The organism is Parvibaculum sp. MBR-TMA-1.3b-4.2 (assembly GCF_053628815.1).
The window spans coordinates 3,613,625-3,631,063 of the sequence record NZ_JBRJHC010000001.1; the positions used below are offsets into that span (position 1 = coordinate 3,613,625).

At 62.6% G+C, this 17,439-nt stretch carries 14 protein-coding genes and 1 tRNA gene; 11 read left to right on the forward strand and 4 right to left on the reverse strand.

Translation table 11 applies throughout. From position 1 onward, the window contains the following. Positions 1 to 209: 209 nt before the first annotated feature. Both ACSSVQ_RS17290 and ACSSVQ_RS17295 read left to right on the forward strand, forming a co-directional pair. Positions 210 to 461 carry a hypothetical protein gene (locus ACSSVQ_RS17290; protein WP_293325808.1) on the forward strand — a complete coding sequence of 84 codons (252 nt, stop codon included), beginning with the start codon at positions 210 to 212 and terminating at the stop codon, positions 459 to 461. A 156-nt stretch (positions 462 to 617) separates the two neighbouring features. Further along, positions 618 to 704, forward strand: a tRNA-Leu gene (locus ACSSVQ_RS17295). Between the two features lie 203 nt (positions 705 to 907). On the opposite strand, the gene ACSSVQ_RS17300 is transcribed toward ACSSVQ_RS17295, so the two are convergent. Beyond that, a complete protein-coding gene (locus ACSSVQ_RS17300) occupies positions 908 to 3,226 on the reverse strand; it encodes a TonB-dependent siderophore receptor (protein ID WP_454184536.1) in 2,319 nt (772 codons plus the stop codon). 347 nt (positions 3,227 to 3,573) lie between these two features. On the opposite strand from ACSSVQ_RS17300, the gene ACSSVQ_RS17305 reads away from it, so the two are divergent. The 3 genes from ACSSVQ_RS17305 to ACSSVQ_RS17315 all read left to right on the forward strand — a co-directional run bounded on the left by ACSSVQ_RS17305 (position 3,574) and on the right by ACSSVQ_RS17315 (position 8,520). After that, the gene (locus ACSSVQ_RS17305) at positions 3,574 to 4,719 is read left to right on the forward strand and encodes an efflux RND transporter periplasmic adaptor subunit (protein WP_454184537.1); all 1,146 of its coding nucleotides are present in this window, start codon (positions 3,574 to 3,576) and stop codon (positions 4,717 to 4,719) included. Between the two features lie 11 nt (positions 4,720 to 4,730). Beyond that, complete coding sequence (locus ACSSVQ_RS17310) at positions 4,731 to 7,823, forward strand: efflux RND transporter permease subunit (RefSeq protein WP_454184538.1); 3,093 nt, start codon at positions 4,731 to 4,733, stop codon at positions 7,821 to 7,823. A gap of 124 nt (positions 7,824 to 7,947) precedes the next feature. Continuing rightward, positions 7,948 to 8,520 (forward strand): Fur family transcriptional regulator, encoded by a 573-nt coding sequence (locus ACSSVQ_RS17315; protein ID WP_454184539.1) that lies wholly within the window; start codon positions 7,948 to 7,950, stop codon positions 8,518 to 8,520. A 6-nt stretch (positions 8,521 to 8,526) separates the two neighbouring features. On the opposite strand, the gene ACSSVQ_RS17320 is transcribed toward ACSSVQ_RS17315, so the two are convergent. After that, a complete protein-coding gene (locus ACSSVQ_RS17320) occupies positions 8,527 to 9,474 on the reverse strand; it encodes an AraC family transcriptional regulator (protein ID WP_454184540.1) in 948 nt (315 codons plus the stop codon). A 130-nt stretch (positions 9,475 to 9,604) separates the two neighbouring features. Here ACSSVQ_RS17320 and ACSSVQ_RS17325 point away from each other — a divergent pair, with 130 nt between their 5' ends. Both ACSSVQ_RS17325 and ACSSVQ_RS17330 read left to right on the forward strand, forming a co-directional pair. Beyond that, positions 9,605 to 10,015: a hypothetical protein gene (locus ACSSVQ_RS17325; RefSeq protein WP_454184541.1), complete on the forward strand. Its 411-nt coding sequence runs from the start codon at positions 9,605 to 9,607 to the stop codon at positions 10,013 to 10,015. A 187-nt stretch (positions 10,016 to 10,202) separates the two neighbouring features. Continuing rightward, positions 10,203 to 10,928 carry a dienelactone hydrolase family protein gene (locus ACSSVQ_RS17330; protein ID WP_454184542.1) on the forward strand — a complete coding sequence of 242 codons (726 nt, stop codon included), beginning with the start codon at positions 10,203 to 10,205 and terminating at the stop codon, positions 10,926 to 10,928. Positions 10,929 to 10,966: 38 nt separating this feature from the next. On the opposite strand, the gene ACSSVQ_RS17335 is transcribed toward ACSSVQ_RS17330, so the two are convergent. Then, a complete protein-coding gene (locus tag ACSSVQ_RS17335; protein ID WP_454184543.1) occupies positions 10,967 to 11,215 on the reverse strand; it encodes a zinc-finger domain-containing protein in 249 nt (82 codons plus the stop codon). Positions 11,216 to 11,453: 238 nt separating this feature from the next. Between ACSSVQ_RS17335 and ACSSVQ_RS17340 the strand changes: the two genes are divergently transcribed. The 3 genes from ACSSVQ_RS17340 to ACSSVQ_RS17350 all read left to right on the forward strand — a co-directional run bounded on the left by ACSSVQ_RS17340 (position 11,454) and on the right by ACSSVQ_RS17350 (position 15,289). Further along, positions 11,454 to 12,896, forward strand: a complete 1,443-nt coding sequence (locus ACSSVQ_RS17340; protein WP_293328554.1) for an MFS transporter — start codon at positions 11,454 to 11,456, stop codon at positions 12,894 to 12,896. A 15-nt stretch (positions 12,897 to 12,911) separates the two neighbouring features. After that, positions 12,912 to 13,667, forward strand: a complete 756-nt coding sequence (locus tag ACSSVQ_RS17345) for an alpha/beta fold hydrolase (protein WP_454184544.1) — start codon at positions 12,912 to 12,914, stop codon at positions 13,665 to 13,667. A gap of 236 nt (positions 13,668 to 13,903) precedes the next feature. Continuing rightward, on the forward strand, positions 13,904 to 15,289 hold the full coding sequence (locus ACSSVQ_RS17350; RefSeq protein WP_454184545.1) for an MFS transporter: 1,386 nt from the start codon (positions 13,904 to 13,906) through the stop codon (positions 15,287 to 15,289). 18 nt (positions 15,290 to 15,307) lie between these two features. Here ACSSVQ_RS17350 and ACSSVQ_RS17355 read toward each other — a convergent pair whose 3' ends face one another. Continuing rightward, positions 15,308 to 16,567: a M20 family metallopeptidase gene (locus ACSSVQ_RS17355; RefSeq protein ID WP_454184546.1), complete on the reverse strand. Its 1,260-nt coding sequence runs from the start codon at positions 16,565 to 16,567 to the stop codon at positions 15,308 to 15,310. A 101-nt stretch (positions 16,568 to 16,668) separates the two neighbouring features. On the opposite strand from ACSSVQ_RS17355, the gene ACSSVQ_RS17360 reads away from it, so the two are divergent. After that, complete coding sequence (locus ACSSVQ_RS17360) at positions 16,669 to 17,415, forward strand: alpha/beta fold hydrolase (RefSeq protein ID WP_454184547.1); 747 nt, start codon at positions 16,669 to 16,671, stop codon at positions 17,413 to 17,415. Positions 17,416 to 17,439: the final 24 nt, after the last annotated feature.

Genomic DNA, 17,439 nt, shown 5'->3' on the forward strand with positions numbered 1-17,439 from the left:
CCAAGTGCCGCGATACAATCCGGCTGGAAACATTTATTGTTCCGGTCATTAAAAGCTCCTTGTTCGCCCACCGGGGCGGGAATGAGAGTGGGGGAAAGCTCCTCTTTCCAGGCATTTTCTGGGAGTGGATTGAGAACCGGAAAGCAAGGCCGCCAATGGTGGCCAAAGTGGACAATAAGGGTCGTGTTGGCCCGGAGGGAGAAACGAATATGAAGAAGACCATTGCCATTCTGGGTATGGCTGCCGGTATCGCGATGATCGGTGCGACGCCGAGCTTTGCGCTTGATTCCAGCTTCGACGCGCTGTCGAAGTCGGGCACGCACAAGTTCTATGTGTGGTGCACGGGCAAGGCCGACAGCGAACAGTCGGAACAGGGCGCCAATGCCAAGGAAGCACAGGCCGCTCTCGCCGCGAAGGTGGGCGACACCTGCTGGCCGGTCTGGCAGGGCCTGGAGAAGTAATTTCTCCGACAGCCCGAACGGGTTTCAAGCGGCGGTCATCCGAAAGGGTGGCCGCCGTTTTTCTTTTGGGGGTTTGCGTGAGCGGCGGGACACGGGCATATCATGTCCTTCCGGCCCTTCCGGGGGATTCGGACCACCCGGCTCCCGGCCGGATCAGCGGACGTGGTGGAACTGGTAGACACAAGGGACTTAAAATCCCTCTCGGGCAACCGAATGCGGGTTCGAGTCCCGCCGTCCGCACCAACTCCCAAACGATCACCCAGTGCGGCTGTGTCCCGTAAACCAGAATGGCTACCGCTCCGGCAGCTTATTGGTTTACGGAAGGGCAACCCCAAGCACAGGTCGTCGAACAGGTCCGCTCGCTGGCACAGGTAATGGCCGGCCAAGCTGCGCGGGGGCGGTGCCCCGGCGCAGACAAGACGCAGGCGTGCGCTAAGCGGGCACACTCACAATTTGTAGTTCAGCGTCACCATCACGTTGCGCGGCGCGCCGTAACTCACGGTGTCGAAGTCGCCCTTCTGTAGCGCGTACTTCTTGTCGAGCAAGTTGTCGACATTGACTGTCACGTCGGTCGTCTCCGTGATGGCGTAACGTCCCATCAGTGACACCAGGCCATAAGGACTCTGCTCCCCGCCCCGCGTACTGGTGCCGGTGTTGGCGGACTGGTAGAAGCGGCTTTGCCATTTGACGCCGCCACCCAGCGTCAATTTTCTCCACTCTCCCGGCAATTGGTAGGTGGTGAATAGCTGGGCCGTGGTGCGCGGTATTTGCGAATTCAAGCGGACGTCGTCGCCATCTTCCGCCGTGAAGTGGGCGACACCTGCGTAGACGTTCCAGCCACGCGCCAACTCGCCCTGCAGGTCCAGCTCGACCCCGCGCGACTTCGTGCCATCGACGGCTTTGTAGGCCTGGGCACCGCCCGGCGTATAGCTTCCGGCGACGATCTGTGCCGCGTTGTCCAGGTCGGTCTCGAACAAGGCGACCGATGCATTCAGACGTCCGTCGAGATACTCGCCCTTCAGGCCGATTTCCCTGGTTTTCCCCTTGGACGGCGTGAGCACATTGCCGTTGCTGTCCCGATAGGCGGTCTGCGGGTTGAAGATGCCGGTGTAGCTGACATAGGCCGAGTAGGTCTCGTCGATGTCGTAGATCAAACCGGCATACGGGGTGAATTCGCTTTTCTTCTTGTAGTGGAAATGCGTTCCGCCGACGGTCTCGTCGATTTCGTAGTTGCTCAAGCGGCCGCCGACGATGAGCGTCAGAGGATCGGCCAGCGAAAACCGGGCTGCGCTGTAGACGCCGTTCTGCTTGATCCTGGTGTGCGTCGGGACCGACGCCATGGCATTGAAGTCGGGCCGGGGATAGGGCGTGCTCAGGTCATAGACATTGACCGGCATAAAGCCCGGATAGAACGGCGCGATATCTTCCTTGCTGGCGGTGCTGCGCGAACTCATCGCCCCGACCACCAGATCATGCTGACGGCCCAGCAACTCGAAGGGGCCGCTGGCCATCACATCGAAGGTGTTTTGACGGCTGTTCCCTCGGGCCGCCAGTGCTACCGGATAGGCTCCATTGGGAAAGGTGCCCAGTCCCGTGCTGCGATCGGGGGTGCCGACCAGGCCGAGCAACTCCGTATCGTATTTGGTGCGGTACTGTTTGGCCACGGCGCGGACGTTCCAGCCATTGGCGAAACGATGCTCGATTTCGGCAAACGCCGTCTTGAGCGTGTTGTTCCAACGGCTCCAGTCCTGCGCGTAGCTCTCGGAGCGGGAATACTCCGCCTGCGTGCCATCGCTGAACCATAACGGCAAGCCGCCCCAGGTCGCGCCTTTCGGCGTGATGTCCTGGTAGTCGTAGCCCAGGCTCACCGTCGTGTCCTCGGTCAGATCCGCCTCGACGATGCCGTAGAACCCTTTCCTCTCCGGCTTGTAGCGGTCGATGTAGGAGTGTCCGTCCCGATAGGTTCCCACCATGCGCGCGCGGATGCTGCCGTTCCCGGTCAGCGGCGTGGAGATGTCGGCCATGCCCCGGTAGGTGTGCCAGCTCCCTGCACCGAGCGAGGCGGACGCCGAGAAATCACGGGTCGGCCGTTTGCGCACCAGATTGATCGCGGCAGAGGGATTGCCGGTGCCGGTCAGCAAGCCGGAGGCGCCACGCACGACTTCGACACGATCATAGAACGCGGTATCGAGAGAACTGATGCCGCTTCCGTTGACGATGTCGCCGACGGCAGCGGGTATGCCGTCGTACTGAATGTTGTTGATCAGGAAACCGCGCGAATAGAAGCTCGTCCGTTCGCTATCGGACTGGTAGGACGTGATGCCGGCGGTATTGTCCAGTACGTCCTGCACCGAGTTCAGTTTCTGGTCGTCCATGCGCTGACGCGTGACGACCGTCACCGACTGCGGTGTTTCCCGCAGCGACAGCGGCAGGCCGGTCGCCGCTGCCGTCTCGCCGGTGGTGTAGGACCCCGTACCCTCGGTCGTCGCCGCATCCACGCGGTCTGCCGTGATGGAGATGGCCGGCGAGATTATCGCCTCCTGAGACGTTTCTTCCCCATCCTTGTTTTGGGTCTGCGTTGGTTCGGCGGCGAATGCGCCCTGCGCGCTCATGAAAATTGCCGCCGCAACTGCCGAGCCAAGCACAGTGCGGGGCGCGCTCCTCATGACGCCCTTGTACGGCCTGTCCGGATGAGGATGGGCGGCGGGCATTGCGCGCATATCGATTTTCCACCGGAGCTTTCCGGCCGTCGCGAGATCATTCATATAATAATACTCATTTGCATCTGGGTGCTGCATTTAACACCGGAGCTGCATGGGCGTGATGGTGAAAGTGGGCCAGATTGTTATTCAGTCAGGCCAAACACACTCGCCAATTCTTGGCCGTATTGCGAAATAAATTGACTTGATTTCGCAATGTAGAAGCGCGTTCACGCGGGTAGGGTGCATTTCATCGTGGTCTGCCATGCCTCGACGCAACGCGCCTGGCCGGCCGAACGAGTACCCCGTTCTTCCCGAGGAAATTCCCCTATGCACTCATTTTGCCTTGGTGGATCGGCCCCGCACGGACGATCACGCGCCACCTCAATCCCCGTTATCGCCGGGAGGAACGCATGAGCACCGCCGTGATCTCCCGTGCCAAACCCATTGCCATAAGCGTTGTCGGCCTCATCGTGGTCTTCGGTCTGCTTTATGCCTGGCGCACCGCCCGCAGCGGCGGCGCTGAACACCACGCCATGCCGCCGGTGCCCGTCTCGACGATCCGCGTAGAACCCCGCAGCGTGGGCGAGGCGTTGCAGGCCGTTGGCAGTTTGCAGGCTGTGCGCGAAGTGCAACTGGCCCCCGATACGTCAGGGCGCGTGACCGCCATCAATTTCGACGCGGGCCAGTTCGTGAAGAAGGGGACCGTGCTGGTTCAGCTCTACGACGCCCCCGAACAGGCGGACCGTGCAGCCGCGGTGGCCAAAGCCGATTTCGCGCAGTTGCAACTCCGGCGCTCGCGGAAGCTGGCCCGCACTGGTGCGGGACCGCGTGAACGGCTCGAACAACGCAAGGCGGAGCTCGCTCAGGCGGTGGCGGCAGTCCAACAACTGGACGCGCGGATCCAGCAGAAGGCCATCCGTGCACCGTTCTCCGGCCAGCTCGGCATCCGGCGCATCAATCCCGGCCAGTATCTCAATGCCGGCGATGAGATTGCGACGTTGACCCAGCTCGATCCGCTCTACGTCGATTTCACGCTGCCTCAGCAGGATTTGTCCAAGCTGACTTTAGGCGCGTCGGTGCAGGTGACGGCAGATGCAGCGCCGGGCCGGGTATTCAACGCCAAGGTCAGCACCATTGAGCCGCGTGTCGACAGCGAGACCCGCAATGTGGCCGTGCAGGCGCTGTTGCCCAATGCCGACCGGCTATTGAGGTCCGGCATGTATGTGACAGCGCGGCTGATGTTGCCCGCCACCAGCGACGCGATCGTGTTGCCGCTGACGGCAATCCAGACCTCGGCCTCCGGCGACAGTGTGGTGCTGGTGCAAGGTGTCGATGCACACGGGATCGGCAGGGCGGTCGCGGTGCCGGTCGTTACCGGTCGCCGGCTCGGCGACGACGTTCTGGTGACGCAGGGTGTCAAACCCGGCGACGTCGTTGTGACGGCGGGGCAGAACAGGCTGCCGCCCGGTGCGGCGGTGAAGGTCAATGTGCCCGCGCCTGCCGTCGCGGCACCGCATGTCGCCCCGGCGGTCGCCCCCGCCGCCGGGGCAGAGTAGAGGACGGCGCCATGCATTTCACCGACATCTTCATCCGCCGACCCATCCTGGCGCTGGTCGTCAGCCTGTTGATCCTGCTGATGGGCGCCACTGCCATATTCCTGCTGCCCGTGCGGCAATACCCTTATCTGGAAAACGCCACCATCACGGTCAGCACCAGTTTTCCGGGGGCGACCCAGGACGTGATGGAGGGCTTCGTCACCGCGCCGATCGCGCAGTCCATCGCCACGGCCAGCGGTATCGAATATCTCAGCTCGACCACCACGCAGGGCAAGAGCGAGATCAAGGCGCGGCTGGTGCTCAACGCCAAAGCCGACCGCACGATGACCGAAATTCTCGCCAAGGTGCAACAGGTCAAGTACCGGTTGCCGGCGGGCGTCACCGATCCGGTCATCAGCATGTCCACCGAGGGCGGCACCGCTGTGCAGTACATCGCCTTCTACAGCAAGACCCTGTCGATCCCGCAGGTGACGGATTTCGTGTCCCGGGTGGCGCAGCCTCTGTTCACCAGCATTCCGGGGGTGGCTTCGGCCGACGTCTATGGGGGTCAGCCGCTGGCCATGCGCATCTGGATCGACCCGGTACGGTTGGCTGCTCACGGGCTGTCGGCCGGTGATATCTCGGCCGCGCTGAGCGCCAACAACGTGCAGGCTGCGCCGGGCCAACTCAAGAGCGCGCTGACCGTCACCAACATCAGCGCCGCGACCGATCTGCGCAGCGTCGACGACTTCCGTCATATGGTCATCAAGTCCAGCCCTGGTGGCGGTGTGGTGCGGTTGTCGGATGTCGCCACGGTGGAGATTGGCGGCCAGAACTACAACAACCTCTCATTCGCTACCGGCATACCTGCGATCTTCGTCGCCATCCAACCCACACCCGACGGAAACCCGCTGAAAATCGTCAGGCAGGCCAACCAATTGCTGCCGAAGATTCGCGCCATGGCGCCGCCAGGGCTAACGGTGGCGCCCAATTACGACGTTGCACGTTTCGTCAACGCCTCCATCAAGGAGGTGAAGCACACGCTGATCGAAGCGGTCGTGATCGTCATCGTGGTGATCTTCCTGTTCCTCGGCACGTTCCGCGCGGTCATCATTCCGGTCGTTACCATCCCGCTGTCGCTGATCGGCACCGCGGCACTGATGCTGGCCTGCGGCTTCTCGATCAACCTGTTGACGTTGCTGGCGATGGTGCTGGCGATCGGCCTGGTCGTGGACGACGCCATCGTGGTGGTGGAGAACATCCATCGTCACATCGAGGAAGGGCTGACGCCCGTGCGGGCGGCATTGCTTGGCGCGCGCGAGATCGTCGCGCCGGTGATCGCCATGACCATCACGCTGGCGGCGGTCTATGCGCCCATCGGCATGATGGGCGGGCTGACCGGCGCATTGTTCAAGGAGTTTGCCTTCACGCTGGCCGGTTCGGTCATCGTCTCGGGCGTTATCGCGCTGACACTCTCGCCGGTGATGAGTTCGATGTTGCTCAGTTCCAGGCAGGGCGAGGGACGGCTGGCGAAGCTGGTCGAACACTATATGGAAGGGTTGACGGCCTTCTATGGACGTTTGCTGGCCCACACGCTGGCGGCTCGCGGCGCGGTATTGCTGGTTGGCGTGGTCGTGCTGGCCGCCATCGTGGTGTTGTTCATCGGCATCCGCCGCGAACTCGCACCAACGGAGGATCAGGGCGTCGTCATGGTCATCGCCAAAGCGCCGCAATACGCAGGCGTCGGCTATAGCGCTCGCTATGCCCAGCAGATCGAAAAGATGTTCGAGTCGATCCCGGAGTTCGATAGCAGCTTCATGAATATCGGCGACTCCGCCGGTGGCCAGAACATGATGATCGGCGGCGCAATCCTCAAGAACTGGTCGGAACGCAAGCGGTCGGCCACCGAGATCCAGGGCCAGATCCAGGCGGCCGGTGGCGCCATAGACGGCGAGACCTTGACCGCGGTGCAGTTGCCCCCGCTGCCTGGTTCCAGCGGTGGCCTGCCGGTGCAGATGGTGCTGCGCTCGCCCGACGACTTCAAGACGCTCTATGAGACCGGAGAGAAGATCAAGGCGGCGGCCTATGCCAGCGGCCTGTTCCTGTACGTGCAGAACGACCTCTCCTACGACAGCCAGCAGGCGCATATCACCATCGACAATGCGAAGGCCCGCGAGATGGGCGTTACCATGCAGTCCATCGCCGATACGCTGGCGGTGCTGGTCGGCGACAACTATGTCAATCGCTTCAACTTCCACGGCCGCTCCTACGACGTGATTCCGCAGGTGCGCGGCGGCGAGCGCATGACGCCGGAAGACCTCGGACGCTTCTACGTCAAGACGACCTCCGGCGCGCTGGTGCCGCTGTCGACCGTGACCCATGTCGAGATGCGTCCGCAGGCCAACCAGCTTACCCAGTTCAACCAGATGAACTCAGCCACGCTGGAAATGCTGCCCGCGCCGGGCGTGAGCATGGGCGAGGCCGTGAACTTCCTGCAATCGCAGCCGCTGCCTCCGGGCACCAGCGTGGACTGGCTCAGCGACAGCCGCCAGTTCGTGCAGGAAGGCAACCGCCTGCTGGTGTCCTTCGGCTTCGCGCTGGTGGTGATCTTCCTGGTGCTGGCGGCGCAGTTCGAGAGCCTGCGCGATCCGCTGGTGATCCAGGTGACAGTGCCGCTGGCGGTCTTCGGCGCGCTGGTGCCGCTGTGGCTGGGCTACGCGACGCTCAACATCTACACCCAGATCGGACTGGTCACGCTGATTGGCCTGATCTCCAAGCACGGCATCCTGATGGTCACCTTTGCCAATCATATTCAGCATCACGAAAACCTCAGCCGCATCGAGGCCATCGAGAAGGCCGCGTCGGTGCGTATGCGGCCTGTGCTGATGACAACCGCGGCGATGGTCGCCGGTCTGGTGCCGCTGCTGTTTGCCGATGGCGCGGGCTCGGCCAGCCGCTTTTCCATCGGTATCGTGGTGGTGATGGGCATGCTGGTCGGCACTTTCTTCACGCTGTTCGTGCTGCCGACCATCTACAGCTTCGTCGCCAAGGATCACCGGGCGGCAGCGGAGAGCCCTCGCGCCCGCGAACTTGCCACTGCGGAGGCCCCCGATGTCGCGCTCTAAACCGGCCATGCGCCGGTGCGGTGGCGGCCCCACCAGAGCGCACATGTTTGAGACTATCCATTAGCCACGCCGCTCCGCGTTGTCGCAAACAACAGGCGGGCCGGCATAGCCAGGGAGCAGGGATATGGAATCGCGCGATGACCCACCTCGGATCATTGACCTGATTACATCATTCGGTAGCAAGAACCTGCCGTCAGGCAAACACATGAGCAAGCACAGCACAGCAGCCAGTCCCGAAACCGGATCGCCGATGTCTTCTCAGGAACGACGATTGGCGGCGAGCCGACTGCGACCGACGATCACTCGGACCAGCGTCCTGAACGCGCTGGAGGAGGCGGCGCCGAGCTGTCTCGATGCCCGCCAGATGTATCGTATCCTCAGCACGCAACTCGACAGCGTCACACTTGCCTCGATCTATCGGGCGCTGAAGGATTTATGGGTTGCCGGCTTGCTGGTTCGCACGGAAGGCGCACATGGGCGCGGGTTCTATACCATCAAACCGGACGGGACAGACGCTCACTACGACACGCTGCGATGTCACTGTGGTGCGCGACTGGTTTTCATTGAAGACGAGGTGTTGCGTGAACACCTGCGGTCGTTGGCGTATGAGGAAGGCTTCGCTCCCGACAAGGAGTCGGCCTATACCATCACCATGACGTGTACGGAATGTCGGCAACCCCGCAAGGGAGAACAGTAGCCGGTCTCAAACCAGGACCGTCTGATCGGAAAGCACGATTCCCGGCACGGTCGTGGGCTCTCCGTCGGTCATTCGTTCCGAGAGATATCGCGCTGGAGGCTTGCCCACCGCCTTGCGGAACATGGTGACGAAGCCGCTGGCATTTTCGTAACCCAGTTCCAACGCCACGGTCTGCACGCTTTCGCCCCTCGTCAGGCGTTGAAGCGCAAGGATCACATGCAATTGCCGGCGCCAGCGTCCGAAGCTCATGCCGATTTCCTGCAGCAAAAGCCGGCTCATGCTGCGCTCGCTCATACCGATGCGGGTCGCCCAATCGCCCTTCGAGGTTTTGTCTGCGGGGTCGGCCAACAGCATTTCCGCAAGGCGGCGCAATCGTGGATCATGCGGCATCGGCAAATGCAGGTCTTCCACCGGAGCCGCCGCCAACTCATCCAGCAAGGCGGCAATCAGCCGATCTTCCCGGCTCCCCGGCGCATATAGCTTGGGAAACCCCGCCACTTTCAGAAGCAACTCGCGCAGCAGTGGCGATACCGAAATCGTGCAGCAGGTTTTCGGGAGATCCGGTGCGGCATCAGGCTCCACGAACAGGCAATAACATTCCGTGTTACCCGATCCCCGGGCCGAGTGGGGCAGGTCTCCCGGTATCCATACAGCGCATTGCGGCGGCACGATCCACACGCCATCTTCGATTTCGCAATTGATGATGCCGCGGACGGAGTAAAGCAGTTGCGCCTTGTGGTGCTGATGCCTCGCATGTTCCCAGTCACTTGTTACCGATGTGGCACTCAGGGCAACAACGGGCCGGGGGACGTTGTCGACGTCCCCGGTGACAGTGAGATCGGTAATGGCAACGCTCGACATGGTACGTGCTGAACCTCGGATCGAAGATGAGGCGTTTTGGCCTGATTGCAAAATATTATGTCCAAGTTGTGCAATGTCGTCCAGCCATTCCATCGGTACTCTGAGGCTAAATGCTGGCCGTTCTGCTCGCTCGGAGCATGGCTCCTCCCGACCGGGATAGGTCCTTTTTCCGACGGGGCACGGCAGCCGGCGATTTTTCCTTATGGTCCGAAGGAGTGTCGGCATGTTGATTGACGCCTCGCAGTTCCCTCTCGTGTGGATACGATTCAACGCGCCGGGCGCCGATCCCGAAGCTTCGCCTTTTGCCGAGTTCGAGGCGTTGCTCGCCCGCAAGGAAGTCTTTGTTCTGCTCAATGACGAGGGACTTGATAAAGGCGATCACGAACATTCGCCGGAAGAAAAGAAGCAAACGGTGCTTTGGATGAAACGCCACAAGAGCGAATTGAGAGCCTTCATCAAAGCGGGGGTCTACGTCGAGCCGAGTGCCGCCAAGCGGCTGGCGACCAAAGCGTTCGCCTCGGTGTATGAGAAATTCTGGGGCTATCCCATGCTCATGGTTGCCACCAGGGACCAGGCGCTGGCCCTGGCGCAGACATTGTTGCGAAGCGAGCAAGCGGAGACACGGGCACTTTAGGTCCGGCCAACTCCCGCGTGCGGCAATCTGCGCAGGGGTTGCGTCACGTCCCCCTCCCATAATTTGAGCGGCATCAAGGCTTTCGCCCATCCGGCGCGGGATAGTTTTCTCACGGTTATTACCGGTATTACCGGAGGAGGAAACGGCCCGTGCCCTGCCGGACGACGCAAGAACACAGACAAGCCTGTTGGACCAGACAGACAGCCATGCCGCGGGCCGACCGTCCGCATGGGGCGGCCGGTATCTGTCCGGTCGGGGCGTGATGCCGATGGGCAAGATCGTTCCTGCCAGAGAGGTCGACGTCGGGTCGCAAAAGCTGAAGGGCATACTCAATGTGCCCATGGACGCGAAGGGCCTCGTCATCTTCGCGCATGGCAGCGGCAGTAGCCGGCTGAGCCCGCGCAATATGCGTGTCGCCGAAGAATTGCAAAGCCGCGGGCTGGCGACGTTGCTGCTGGATCTTCTGACGCCGCGCGAAGCGGCGGATCGGCGGAACGTGTTCGATGTGGTGCTGCTGGCCGGACGGCTGGTCGGTGCTACGAGCTGGGCCGAAGCGCAGCCGGAGCTCCAGGGGCTTGCCATCGGCTATTTTGGCGCCAGTACCGGTGCGGCGGCGGCGCTGGTTGCGGCGGCGAAACCGGGAAACCATGTCGCTGCGGTGGTATCGCGCGGCGGACGGCCCGATGTCGCAGAGCCGATGCTCATGCATGTGCGCTCGCCGGTGCTTCTCTTGGCTGGCGCTCGCGACGGGGAGGTGGTTGACCTCAATCGGCGCGCCTTGAAGGCTCTGCGCGGGACCAAAGAAATCGTGATCGTACCGGGGGCAGGGCACCTGTTCGAGGAGCCGGGCGCGATGGAGCAGGTGATGCAGCATGCGCTGCGCTGGTTTCTGACCTATCTGCCGCGCGACTAGCCGGTTTCCTCCCCCGGTTACCGCGCATCAGGGCCGGATCAGGCGAATTCGCTGTCCGGGACGAGGGCATCGGCCGGTTCGGACCGGTCGGCTCCCAGCGTCTCGTCGAATTTGTAGAGGGTCGAGCAATAGGGGCAGATGATTTCCGTCTCGCGGCCCATATCCAGATAGACATGGGGGTGGTCATGCGGCGGGCGTGCCCCCATGCATTCGAATTCCTTCACGCCGATGCGGATTTCCCGCAAGCCTGCGTCGTTCGCGAATTTTGGGGCGCCTGTGGAAGCCATGAGCCGCTCTTCCGTTTTGCTCGTTACCGGGTGCTTGCCGCCGGAGACCGCCCGGCAGCGGGGCTAAACTAATGGCTGCCGCCGCAAAATAATAGCCCCTCGCCAAGGCTTTGTTCCGCAACGAAAAACTTCGCAAAGCTGGTTCCTGTTCTGCTTGGCGCGAGGCGGCCTCTCCCTCATAATCTCCGCGCTCAAGACGGGGCATGGAGACACCGCCAAGGCGGGAGGAGATTTGCGAATGCCGCATGAAGCGGGAACGAAGCGGACAGCGTCCGGCGAGACGTCACTTTCCAAATGGCAGCTTCTGGCCTTTGCCATACCGGCGATCCCGATTTCGGCGATGGGACTGCCGCTGGTGGTCTATCTGCCGCCCTTTTATGCCGAACTGGGCCTCGGTACGGGGGTCGTGGGCTCGCTTTTCATGTTCGCCCGCTTCTGGGACGTTTTCACCGATCCGGTGCTTGGCATTCTTTCCGACCGTTTCGAGACGCGGTGGGGCCGGCGGCGCCACTGGATCGTGCTGTCGGTGCCGATCATGATGGTGTCGGTGGTGATGATCTTCATGCCGCCCGCGGGCGTGTCGGCCACCTATCTCATCACCTGGCTCTTCATCATGTATGTGGGCTGGACGTTGCTCACCATCTCGCACATGTCCTGGGGCGCGGAGCTGCATGGCGACTATCACGAGCGTTCCCGCGTGCAGGGCGCGCGAGAGGTAGCTCTTGTGGGCGGTATGGTGCTGGTTCTCGCCATGCCGATCTTCATCGAGCAGATGGCCGATGTCGACGAGGGGGTGCGCAATGCGATGCGGGTGGAGGCGATGGGCTGGTTCGTGCTCATCCTGCTGCCCATCACCGTGCTGATTGCCGTTCTTTCCCTGCCCGAACGCAAGACGCCGCCGCCCAAGCATGTGCCCTTCCGCGAGGCGGTTCAGGTCGTCCTTCGAAACATGCCGCTGCGCACGGTGCTGTTTGCCGATCTCATTTCCGGTATCTCGGGCGGCATCGTGGCGAGCCTTTTCATCTTTCTGGCGCGCGACGTGCTGCAACTCGGCTCCTTCACCAGCGCGCTGCTGCTTTGCTATTTCATTTCCGGTCTCTGCTTCGTGCCCGCCGTGCTGTGGCTCAGCCGGAAAGTGGGCAAACATCGCGCGGCGGCGATCTCCTCGCTCTTCAACACGGTGACGGTGCCGGCCATTCTGTTCATTCCGCCCGGACAGCCTCTGATCGCGCTCGCGACATGGGTGCTGCTGGGCGTCAATATGGCGGCGGGGGCGTTCCTCTTCCGTGCGATCATGGCGGATGTGGCCGATCATGACGAAGTGCAGACCCATCAGCAGCGCACCGGGCTTTTCTATTCGCTGCTGACCAGCACCAACAAGGTGGGCGCCGCCATTGCCATCGGCGTTTCCTACTGGGCGCTCGACCTGATCGGCTTCGTGCCGTTGGGCGACAACAGCCAATGGACGCTCGATGCGCTGCGGGCCATCTATGTCTGGCCGGTGGTTTTCATCACTGCGGTCGTGGCCTGGCTGCTCTGGCGCTTTCCGCTGGATGAAAAGGTTCAGCGCGAAAACCGGCGGATCATTGAAATCCGGGCTATCGATGTCGCTGCGGCGGGCTTGTCCTCGCGGACATTGCAGCCGTCCGATCCGCAATCGAGCAATGTGTCCGCAGACTGATCCGGGGGGAAGCTCATGCCGGTCGTGAATGTCGAGGGCGTCGACATTGCCTATGAGGTCGAAGGCGAGGGGATCCCCATGATCCTCCTGCACGGCTTTGCCTCCACCGCGGCGGACAATTGGGGCCGCACGGGCTGGGTGCAGGCATTGACGCGCACCGGGCGGCAGGTCGTCGCGATCGATTTGCGCGGACATGGCAAGAGCGGGCATCCGCATGAGGAAGCTGCTTATGCGGGCGGGAAGCTCGTTGAAGACGTCGTCGCCGTGATGGACGAACTCGGCATTCAGAAGGCCGATCTCATGGGGTTTTCCATGGGGGCGGGGCTTGCGATGCGGCTGGCGTCGCAATATGGCGACCGCTTCGACAAGGTGGTGCTGGCGGGCGTGGGCGGCAAGATGCTGGCGCCGCGCGGGTCCGGCTGGAGCGAGAAAGTGGTCGAGGCGCTGACGACGGACGATCCGGAGAGCATTGACGATCCGACGGCGAAGGGATTTCGTCTTTATGCCGAACATCTGGAGCAGGACAGGCTGGCGCTTGCCGCCTGCATGAAGGCGTCGGGAAGCGGGCAAGAGGTCGATTTTGCCTCCATCGCGAACGACGTGCTGGTGATCGCCGGCGCGCGGGACGATCTGGCGGGCGATCCGGCGGAGCTTGCCGCCGTCATGCCGCGCGCGAAGGCGGAGATCGTACCCGGGACCGATCACATGTTCCTGCTCGCCAATCCGATGTGCAAGGGCATGGTGATCGACTTCCTGACCGGCTGGGAGTGAGCGCCTGGATTTCCGGCAGGGCGTATCGCCGACTGGGCGATGCAAAGGCGCAAATTGCATCAATGCCGGATTTTCCCAATAGCTGAAACCGTTCTGCTCCGGGGCGTACCTGCAAGCGGCAAGTATTCGAACAGTGTTCGAACATTCGACGCCGCCGCAGCGGACATGCTGCTTCCCCGCGAAGGGATGCTTAGGCATACTCTGCCGCAAAACAAGCAGGGAGGAAGACGGTTCCTATGTCTGAAAAGAGTGCACCTTCGGGCCGATTGTCATGGGCAAGGCTGCTGGCATTTTCCGGACCTGCCATTCCCATCGCGGCGGTCGGTCTGCCGATCAGCGTCTACCTTCCGCATTTCTATGCCGAGGAAATGGGGTTGGGACTTGCCGCGGTCGGCACGGTGTTCTTCTTTGCGCGGATGTGGGATGTCGTCACCGACCCGTTGATGGGCGTGCTGTCCGACAGGTTTCCCTCGCGCTGGGGCCGGCGCCGTCACTGGCTGGTGCTCTGCGTCCCGCTGATGATGCTGTCGGCCTATATGGTGTTCATTCCCTCTGCGCCGGTCTCGTCCTTCTATCTCGTCTTCTGGATGTTCTTTCTCTATATCGGCTACACCATGCTGACGATTTCGCATCTGGCATGGGCGGCGGAACTTTCAGACGACTACAATGAACGCTCGCGCATTCAGGGCTACCGCGAGGCTTTCGCGCTGGTCGGCGTGCCGCTGGTGCTGGCGATCCCGGTCGTGATCGAAAGGTTCAGCGCGGCGAATATGGAATCCGCCCGCGTCAACTCGATGGGCTGGTTCATCATCCTGCTGCTGCCGCTCGCGGTGCTGCTCAATGTCTGGCTGGTGCATGAGCGACCTGCGCGCAAGAGCGTCAAGTCGATTCCGGTGCGCGAAGCGCTGCGCGCGCTGACGCGGAATGTGCCGTTGCGCCGCCTGCTCGCGGCCGACCTGCTGAGCGGTTTTGCCGGGGCGGGGCTCGGCTCGCTCTATCTCTATGAGTCCGATCTCGTCTGGGGTGTGAAGGACGCGCAGAGCCTGCTTCTGCTGCTCTATTTTTTCGGCGGTCTGCTGTTCATTCCCGTGGTGCTGGCTTTCAGCTATCGCATCGGCAAGCATCGTACCGTGGTGGGGGCGGCGCTCTTCAACACCTTCTTCCCCGCGGTGATCTTCCTCATTCCTCATGGCAATGTTGTCGTGGCCGCTATCGTTCTCCTGTTCCTCGGCCTCAATGTGGGGACGACGGCGACGCTTTACCGGTCGATCATGGCGGATGTCTCCGACCTCGACGAGTTGGAAACGGGGCATCGCCGCTCCGGTCTGTTCTATTCGCTGCTGACGCTGACGCAGAAGGTGGGCGGTGCGATTGCCGTGGGTGTCGTCTTCTGGACGCTTGCCGCGCTGGGCTTCAATCCAGACGGGGCGGGCACTTCGGGCGAGGGCGTCGAGGCGCTGTCCTATGTCTTCGTCGCGATCCCGGTCATTTGCAACGCGCTTGTGGTGCTGGTGATGTGGCGTTTCCCCATCGGGCTCGAGGAGCAGCGGGCATTGCGCGCGAAGCTCGACGAGCGCGTGGTCGAGGAAATGGAATCGGAACAGCACCCGCCCTTCGAATAGGAAGGGGGGCGCGCCGGTTCAGCAGCAGCCGCACCCGCCGAGATTGGCCTCGCCCTCGGGGTTGTAGGCGGCGGCGACGGAGCGGGCGGAGCTGTCCCTGGAGCGGGCAAACTCTTCGGCTGCGCTTGTCCGCATCTTCTCGTCCGTCAGATAGTCGATGGCCGTCATGGCGAGCGCCTTGGCGCCGTCGATACAGGCTTTGTCGCCGAGATCGGAGGCGGCCCAGACCGCGAATTCCGGATTGTGGATCACCACATGCATCGGCGCGGAGCAGATCATGGGATGGATCGACGGCACGCGGTGGCTGACATTGCCCATATCCGTGCTGCCGGAGGAACCCGACGGCATCTTTTCGAGCGGGAAGAACTCCCGGCCCAGCGAGGTCATGTTCTCTTCATAGGATTTTGCAAGCGGCATGGAAGTCTTGAGGTCGAGATAGTCGGCCTTCGCCCATTTGATGTCCGCGGTGCAGCCCGAGGCCATGGCGCCGGCCTGGAAGCAGGCTTCCACGCGCTTTTTCAGCGGGGCGAGGTCTTCGGCATTCGCCGCGCGGACATAGAAAAGCGCTTCGGTGTGGTCCGGTACGATGTTGGGTGCATCGCCGCCCTTTCTGATGACGCCGTGAATGCGCTCGGTCGGATTGATGTGCTGACGAAGCTGCGCGATTGTCTGGTAGGAGGTGATGAGCGCGTCGAGCGCGTTCAGGCCCGCATGCGGCATGGCGGAGGCATGGGCGGAGCGGCCGTGGAAGGTGACAGCCACTTCAGAGATGCAGATGCAGGGCATGGTGATGAGGTCGACGCCCGCGGGGTGGACCATCATGGCGGCATCGACGCCTTCGAAGGCGCCTTCGCGCGCCATCAGTTCCTTGCCGCCGCCCATTTCTTCCGCCGGGGTGCCGAGATAGCGCACGCGGCCCGGCAGTTCGCCATTGAGCCTGGAAAGCGCCATGGAGGCGCCGAGGCCCGTCGTGGCGATGATGTTGTGGCCGCAGGCATGGCCGATGCCGGGGAGCGCATCATATTCCGACAGGATCGCGACTTCCGGTTTGCCCTCGGGGCCGAACTCGCTCGCAAAGGCGGTTTCGAGCCCATAGGCCGCGCGCGCCACCGGCATATCCGCTTCTTCGAGCTTCGCCGTCAGGATGCGCGCCGCCTCATGCTCGTGAAAGGCAAGCTCGGGCTTAGCGTGGATCGCGTGGCTCACCTCGATCAGTTCGGGCGCCATGGCGTCGATCATGTCGCAGAGTTTGGCTTTCAGCTTGGCGGCGTCGGTCATTTTTTCCTCCGAAATTTCATCAAAGGGTAGCGCCAGCCGGGAGACATTCAAAGCGCTGACTGGCTAGACTGCAGCCTCGTTTCGCGTAAGGGAATTCGGTCATGGAGAAATTCGTCTCGGACGGGCTGAAACTGGCCTATCGGGTGGAGGGGCAGGGCCATCCGGTGCTGCTGATCCACGGTTTCGGCTCCACCCATGCGGTGAACTGGGTGGATACAGGCTGGGTGAAAGCGCTCGTCCGGGCGGGATACCGCGTCATCATGTATGACGGGCGGGGCCATGGGCGGAGCGACAAGCCGCATGACGAGGATGCCTATTCGCTCTCCCTGATGGCGGAGGACGCCGTGGCGCTGCTCGACCATCTGGGCGAGCCGGGGGCCGATGTCGTCGGCTATTCCATGGGCGCGATGGTGGCGCTCGTCATGGCGATGAACCATCCCGAGCGCGTGGACCATGTGGCGGCGGCCGGCGTGGGCAGCAATCTGCTGATTGCGGAACGCGAGGCCGACAGCGTGGCCGATGCGTTGCTCGCCGACAGCCTCAAATCCGTGACGACGCGGATGGGGCGTATGTTCCGCGCCTTTGCCGATCAGAACGGGCAGGACCGCGAGGCGCTGGCGGCCTGCTGGCGCGCGGTGCGGCAGCCCTTTCCGGTGAACGGACTGAAGAATATCGCACGGCCCGTGCTCGTCGTGGCGGGCGGGGACGACGATCAGGCCGGCGCGCCGGAGCCGTTGGCCGAGCGCATACCGGGGGCGGTGTCTGCCATCGTGCCGGACCGCGACCATATGAAGGCGGTGGGCGACAAGAGCACGAAGGACGCGGTGCTGGGGTTCCTGGCCGGGTAGAGCCCGGCAATGACAGGGAATTCG

Bases quoted from the DNA above. Each gene is read 5' to 3' on its own strand.
- ACSSVQ_RS17290 (WP_293325808.1), top strand. From the start codon at position 210: ATGAAGAAGACCATTGCCATTCTGGGTATGGCTGCCGGTATCGCGATG.
- ACSSVQ_RS17300 (WP_454184536.1), bottom strand. From the start codon at position 3,226: ATGAATGATCTCGCGACGGCCGGAAAGCTCCGGTGGAAAATCGATATG.
- ACSSVQ_RS17305 (WP_454184537.1), top strand. From the start codon at position 3,574: ATGAGCACCGCCGTGATCTCCCGTGCCAAACCCATTGCCATAAGCGTT.
- ACSSVQ_RS17310 (WP_454184538.1), top strand. From the start codon at position 4,731: ATGCATTTCACCGACATCTTCATCCGCCGACCCATCCTGGCGCTGGTC.
- ACSSVQ_RS17315 (WP_454184539.1), top strand. From the start codon at position 7,948: ATGGAATCGCGCGATGACCCACCTCGGATCATTGACCTGATTACATCA.
- ACSSVQ_RS17320 (WP_454184540.1), bottom strand. From the start codon at position 9,474: ATGGAATGGCTGGACGACATTGCACAACTTGGACATAATATTTTGCAA.
- ACSSVQ_RS17325 (WP_454184541.1), top strand. From the start codon at position 9,605: ATGTTGATTGACGCCTCGCAGTTCCCTCTCGTGTGGATACGATTCAAC.
- ACSSVQ_RS17335 (WP_454184543.1), bottom strand. From the start codon at position 11,215: ATGGCTTCCACAGGCGCCCCAAAATTCGCGAACGACGCAGGCTTGCGG.
- ACSSVQ_RS17340 (WP_293328554.1), top strand. From the start codon at position 11,454: ATGCCGCATGAAGCGGGAACGAAGCGGACAGCGTCCGGCGAGACGTCA.
- ACSSVQ_RS17345 (WP_454184544.1), top strand. From the start codon at position 12,912: ATGCCGGTCGTGAATGTCGAGGGCGTCGACATTGCCTATGAGGTCGAA.
- ACSSVQ_RS17350 (WP_454184545.1), top strand. From the start codon at position 13,904: ATGTCTGAAAAGAGTGCACCTTCGGGCCGATTGTCATGGGCAAGGCTG.
- ACSSVQ_RS17355 (WP_454184546.1), bottom strand. From the start codon at position 16,567: ATGACCGACGCCGCCAAGCTGAAAGCCAAACTCTGCGACATGATCGAC.
- ACSSVQ_RS17360 (WP_454184547.1), top strand. From the start codon at position 16,669: ATGGAGAAATTCGTCTCGGACGGGCTGAAACTGGCCTATCGGGTGGAG.